This window comes from Bacillota bacterium, from assembly GCA_024655925.1.
Lineage (GTDB): Bacteria > Bacillota > DTU025 > DTU025 > JANLFS01 > JANLFS01.
Genome location: JANLFS010000140.1, coordinates 1 through 5,937, shown reverse-complemented (window position 1 = coordinate 5,937; position 5,937 = coordinate 1). Strand labels below are relative to the sequence as shown.

General features: G+C 58.8%; 4 protein-coding genes. 1 reads left to right on the top strand and 3 read right to left on the bottom strand.

Annotation, left to right across the window (positions count from 1 at the left end; genetic code table 11):
* Positions 1-336: ABC transporter ATP-binding protein (locus tag NUW23_14760; protein ID MCR4427421.1), on the bottom strand; the 336-nt coding region annotated here is incomplete at its 3' end.
* A gap of 730 nt (positions 337-1,066) precedes the next feature.
* Entirely contained in the window at positions 1,067-3,685 is a 2,619-nt protein-coding gene (locus NUW23_14755) for a M14 family zinc carboxypeptidase (protein MCR4427420.1), read from the bottom strand.
* 325 nt (positions 3,686-4,010) lie between these two features.
* On the opposite strand from NUW23_14755, the gene NUW23_14750 reads away from it, so the two are divergent.
* Positions 4,011-5,498: an NAD(P)/FAD-dependent oxidoreductase gene (locus NUW23_14750; protein ID MCR4427419.1), complete on the top strand. Its 1,488-nt coding sequence runs from the start codon at positions 4,011-4,013 to the stop codon at positions 5,496-5,498.
* A 65-nt stretch (positions 5,499-5,563) separates the two neighbouring features.
* On the opposite strand, the gene NUW23_14745 is transcribed toward NUW23_14750, so the two are convergent.
* On the bottom strand, positions 5,564-5,890 hold the full coding sequence (locus NUW23_14745; protein MCR4427418.1) for a hypothetical protein: 327 nt from the start codon (positions 5,888-5,890) through the stop codon (positions 5,564-5,566).
* Positions 5,891-5,937 lie beyond the last annotated feature (47 nt).

Sequence of the window (5,937 nt, the reverse complement as noted above, 5' to 3'; positions counted from 1 at the left end):
CCTCCGCTCCTCGGTGGGAACACCATACACATCCCCCATGAAGTTGAGGTACTCAACGCCCGTCAGCTTGTCAAAGAGGTCGGGGTTGTCGGGGACGAACCCGATCACTGCCTTCGCGCCGATGGGATCAGTGACAACGTCGTGGCCAGCCACAGCGATCCGGCCAGCGTCGGGGTTCAGAAGGCCCACGATCATCTTAATGGTGGTTGTCTTCCCAGCTCCGTTCGGGCCCAGAAACCCAAAGATCTCCCCGGGCCGCACGTGCAAACTGAGGTTGTCCACCGCGCGCACGGCGCCTTTCTTGTAGCTCTTCGACACTCCCTCTATCCGAAGCATCGGCCGCTCACCTCGCACTTCTATGTACCTGGGTCAAGCGAATTCTATCGCTCGCGGCGCAGGGGTGTCAACCTCTGGTCGAAGGTTGTCCAGCTGGGGTACAACTATCAGTCAAGAGCTTGCCCGCAAATGGAGCTGGGCAATGCCAGGGGAGCTGATTACATCACCCCGCTTCCACGGGACCTCGCCTACGGGCCTCGTACACGGCTCTCGGCAAACCTTACTACGGAGCTTAACCGCCCTGTGCAACTCCCTCAAGACCTTCCACTGCTACATCTGCTTCATCCTCAAGCTCCGGCGTATCCATCCCATCAGCTCACCCAGTGCTCTCTTACACTTTGCGGCCTTGAAGTAGTTCGTCTATTCCCGCAGTATGGAACTGAGCCGCCTGACTATCTCCTCCGGGTTCGTGGTTAGTGTCTTAAGTAGTGGTGTGAATTCAGTAGAGGGATCCTGGCGGTATTGACACGACAGCCGCCAGCGTGGTTCTCTTCGGATGTAAGGCAATACAGTCCGAGGGGGCAACCACGATGGCAGCTGCCAAGAGAACTGTATGACTTCTGGATCTTCTCCGCCAGGCGGGAACGCCGCCCACTTAGACTTTACTCAGTCGCTCCATACCAGGCTCGGATCTCCATAGATCTCTATGAGCCTCTACATGTCTCTGTCAGATCCGCGCGACGCCGTCTCCCGATCTTCCAACAGCGCCCGCACTCAGCTGCCGATATCCCTACTTGACCGGTTCGGAGGCGCCGTAGAAGATCGAGTTGAACAGCAACTTGTAGGTGCCGTGGGGCTGGCCCCGGTGCTGCACCCTGAAACCGATCATGATGACGCGGCCGTCACCGACCTCGGCTTCCACCAAAGCTGCCTTACCCTGCACAAACTGTGACCCCATCAGCCACCCGGACATCAACGGGTCGGTGTCTTTGGGATAGGAGGCCAGCACCCTGACGCCTTCAGCCGGCACATACGCCGGCGAATGGACGAAGTACGCGCCTGCCTTGATGTCCATACCGTAGGTCACGGGGTGATTGTTGTCGATGTCGATCTCAAGGATGGACCCAGGGCAGTAGAACTCCTTGGTGCTCACACCCTTTAGTCCGTCCTTCACAGCCACCCCCAGGACCTCGATCGCGAAATCCCCCGCTGTATCGAAAGTGACCAGGGTGCCGCCGGACTCCACGAACTGCTTCAGGTTAGCCAAGCCTTGAGCAGTCATTCCTCCTGTGTACTCCTCTGGGTAAGTGCCAGGTTTCAGACCGTCTCTCATGGCAGCGAGGGTCGAATCTGGCAGGATGATGACGTCGTACTTCGCTGCCAGGTTGCCCGCCCGGACCTCGGCATCGCGCAGATGGGTATAGCTGAACCCAAACTGCTCCAGGACGAGCCTGGTCCAGCCCGCGTCCATATTGCCCCCCCACTGCTCGTACACGGCCAACCGGGGCAGGGAAAGCCGTGCCTTCGCTATGTGGGGCTCAGACCCCACAGGGTAGAACACCATTGGAAACTCCTCGGCCAAGGCCCTGACAGTGCCTTCAAGACCTGGAGCCGCCAGCACAATCGTAGTCCCCGGCGGTAGGACGTACCCACAACATGCGAACGGTTCGTCCGCTCGGAGCACGCTCATGCCTGATTGGAGCAGGCGGTTGCGCACAATGGTGGCGGCGTTGGCCTCGGGACGAAAAGCGTATCCATAGCTCGCGTCTCCAGCAACCACGGAACCTGCAGGCGAGGACACGGACTCGAGCTTTATCAGGTCAACGCTGAATGGGCTCGACACCTTTACACACTCCACCCCCATCTGCATGGGCAGAGTCCAGCCGGCGATGTCGTAAGGCCTCTCCGCAGGACCTCCAGGATACTCACGCCTTTCGGGATAGGTCTGCCGGTCGAGAAGGGCTAGCACGTTTGACCTGTAAGGTTGAGAGGTGAGAATCACGTATGTGCCGGCCGGGTAGGTCACGCCGTCCGCAACGAAAGGCCGCAAGGCCCTGTGAACCTCCATACCCTGGAACATCAGAACTTCCAGCATCCAGCTGAGACTCCCCGGGTCGCGCTGGTCGGCAGGAAGGATGAACGCGAACGGTGACTCATTGAGCCCGCGCTCCACCGCTCGATTTCCCATGAGCACGAAGTTGTTGACGAAGGTGTCACGGAACCGGGCAGCGGTCTTCAAGAAAGCATATATCACCGTCTCTTCGTAGGCGACTATATCCGCGAGCCTCCACGTGCCCCCGGGCCACACGTCGGGGAAGTTGGTCAGGATGCCCTGAGCGTTGGGCAGGCCGCGAGTAGATGTTGTCAGCTTCTCAAAAGGAACCTCTATCGGGGTTGCTATGTTCACTGAAGCTGCTTCCGTAAGAAGGCCGACCATGTTGTGGTAGTATGGCCCGGACCGCATTCCGCCGTGCCACCATGTGTCGTATTGGGCATTAGATGACACGCCCTTGAAACCCTTCGCGGCCAGGTCTGTTGTGGCCGCGCCTCCCAGGAGCATGATCTCCCGGAGGATGATGGGGTCAATTTGGGGATTCGGTGGATCAAAGAACGGTGGAACAAAGAGCCTCGCGCCTGTGCTGCCCATCTGGTGGATGTCGTACACAATCTCGGGGAACCAGTCGTGATAGAGGACCTTCCCCACGTTACGCGATTCGGTCAGGTTGAACATGAACCAGTCACGGTTGTTGTCGTGACCAACATACTCGTGGTACAGCCAAGGCTGCGAGGTGCCTTCAAACGGGGTGCCAAGGTGCTCACGATACCAGTCCACCACCATCCTGTGCCCGTCAGGGTTCAGGGAAGGTATCAGCAGGAGGATGGTGTTGTCGAGGATCTCCTGAATCACAGGGTCCTGAGAGGCAGCCATGTTATGTAGCACGTTTATGGACGCCTGAGTGCCTCCGATTTCGGTGGAATGTATGGAGGCGGCGACCATCACAACTGTTTTCGCCTCTGCAGTGAGCGCCGCTATCTCGGCCTGTGTGAGCCCGCGCGGGTCCGCCAGCTTCCGTTGGACGGCCTTGTAGTGTTCCAGCCTGGCGATGGTGTCTGGTGAGCTTACGATGGCCATGATCATCCTGTCCCCCAGGGTTGTGGGGCCGATGTCCTCGACCACAACCCTGTCCGACGCCTCATCTACCATCCTGAAGTACTCCTTGATCTGATCCCAGTCAGCGAGGCAACGATCCTCTCCAGGAACGAACCCGAGGTAAGACTGTGGGGTTACAACGTCTTGTGTTCCCAGTGATCGAGCGTACGCGGCCGGGCTCAACACCCCCAGGGCAACTACAAGCCCCAAAACCGAGATCAATACCAGGCGTCTTAGGCAGTGCTTCCCTGATGACATCAAGTGCGCCTCCTTCGGCAACGCAAAGTGTAGAAGGAAAGCGTTGCGCCTCGCTTATGAGAATTCTATGCTGTATGGATAGTTCCTTCTGAGGATGCCCCAAAGCCCGTTGGTTCTGAAGTTGCGACTCCCGGCTCTCTTACGACTTACTTCTATTGCGAAAACAGCCGGTTCGTCCGCCCCGAATACTCGCTTTGAGAAGGTACAGACAGTGGTGTATAGTGGCGTATAATCGGAGAAAAAGAACCGGGCCCATCTGGACTGGTCGGGTGGCACGCCCTTCCGGTGCAGAGCCCGTACATTGCGGTTCACTGGAGGTACATACATGGTGACTTCCATAGCCATCATAGGCGCCGGAATAGCAGGACTATCAGCAGGGTGCTACGCGCAGGCGAATGGTTACACTACCCGGATCTTCGAAGCGCACGTCACCCCCGGCGGGCTGTGCACGTCGTGGAATCGCAAAGGCTATGTGTTCGATGGGTGCATGCACGACCTGGCCGGCGCAGGACCAGGGTCAGCCTACTACCCCGTGTGGGAGGCGTTAGGCATTATGCCCGGCACTTCCATGATCTTTCATGACGAGTTCACGCGAGTGATCGCGCCCGACGGGAAGAAGCTGGTGGTATACACCGACCCTGACAGGCTCGAGCAGCATCTCAAGGACCTGGCACCCGCAGACGCAAGACTGATCGAGGAATTCACCCGCACTGTACGGGCTCTGCGCGGGTTCGACCTGCTCGGGGCCACGCTCGGCGGCATCGGCGGGTTCATTCGAGTTTTCCCTCGTTTTCGAGTCCTGACGAAATGGATGCGAGTCCCACTCCGGGACTTCGGTCTCCGGTTCAGTGACCCGTTCCTCCGGAAGGCCTTCCCCATGGTGCAGTACGATATCCAGGAAGCGCCGGTCGGGTTGAACATGGCATTTCTGGCTGCACTCAGCAGCCATCTGATAGGCTGGCCCACCGGCGGTTCGCGCGCTTTCGCGCGGTCCATAGAGAAGAGATACCTCGAGCTGGGAGGCGAGATTCACTACAGGTCGCGTGTGGAGAAAATCCTTACGAAGGACAACAGCGCCGTCGGAGTCCGGCTGATTGACGGAACCGAGTACCCGGCCGACATAGTGATCTCAGCGGCGGACGGCAGGACAACCATCTTCGACTTGCTCGAAGGGAAGTACGTCAACGACAGACTGCGCAAGTACTACTCCAAGCCTCTCGAGAGGCAGCAGTTCGGTATCTCTGTCTACCTTGGAGTGGCTCGCGACCTCAGCGATTACCCTCGTTCGATGGTTTACTTGCTTGATCAACCTATCATGGTCGAGGGAAAGCCTTGTGACCACGTCAGTGTCGAGTGCTTCGGTTTCGACCCGACCATGGCTCCTCCGGGCAAGGGGGTCCTAAAGGCGGTTTTCGACGGCTCGTACTCCTACTGGAAGAACCTCCGCAACCAGGGAGAGGCCTACGAGCAGGAAAAGCGGCGCCTCGCCGACAACGTGATCCGATCACTCGAAAGGCATTTCCCGGGCGTGTCGGAGCAGATAGAGGCCGTGGATGTGACGACTCCGCTGACCATAGAGCGGTTCACGTCCAACTGGCACGGGCTTCAGGCGTGGTCGGCCGGCACAGGGTTCCTGGATATGTTCCGGGGCGTCGCGGAGACCCTCCCGGGCCTCTCGAACTTCTACATGGTCGGGCACTGGGCCATGGGCTCGATCGGCATCTCGACTGTGGCCGGCGGGGCCAGAAATGTGATCAGGAAGATATGCCGGAAAGACGGCCGGCCCTTTGTTGAACCCGGGCGGACCAGATGATTCAGGCCACGAACCGGCGTCAGCGATATGCTCCAATCTGCGGGCAATCCCGGAGGCCTCTTCCCTCAGCTCTTAGTTGCCCTTATCGAGAACATCAATGGGAACGGGGGCTCGGATGGCGCTGGCCACCAATACCGGTCGGAACCCTGTTCGAGGATGGGAAGAGCCTTGTAGGTCGTGTAAGGGAACTCGTGAAGGAACTCGATCCGGAGCCCTGCTCGGGTGATCGCCGTGACGATATCGCCCATGCTGTGAGTCCACTCGTAACATGGACTGCCCACAGAAGCGCTCCGATCCGCGTAGCTGCCCTCAGGCTCCCATTTCGTGGGCTCCGGAGAGTGAAAGCAAGAGTGTTTTGCGACGAGCCCGGGCGCGTCCGGGCTATCGTCCAACACTGTCCTCCTAGTACATTAGAGTTGTCTCCAAAGGGTCTTTGAGA

Coding starts and splice junctions, on each gene's coding strand:
- NUW23_14750 (MCR4427419.1), top strand. CDS start 4,011: ATGGTGACTTCCATAGCCATCATAGGCGCCGGAATAGCAGGACTATCA.
- NUW23_14755 (MCR4427420.1), bottom strand. CDS start 3,685: ATGTCATCAGGGAAGCACTGCCTAAGACGCCTGGTATTGATCTCGGTT.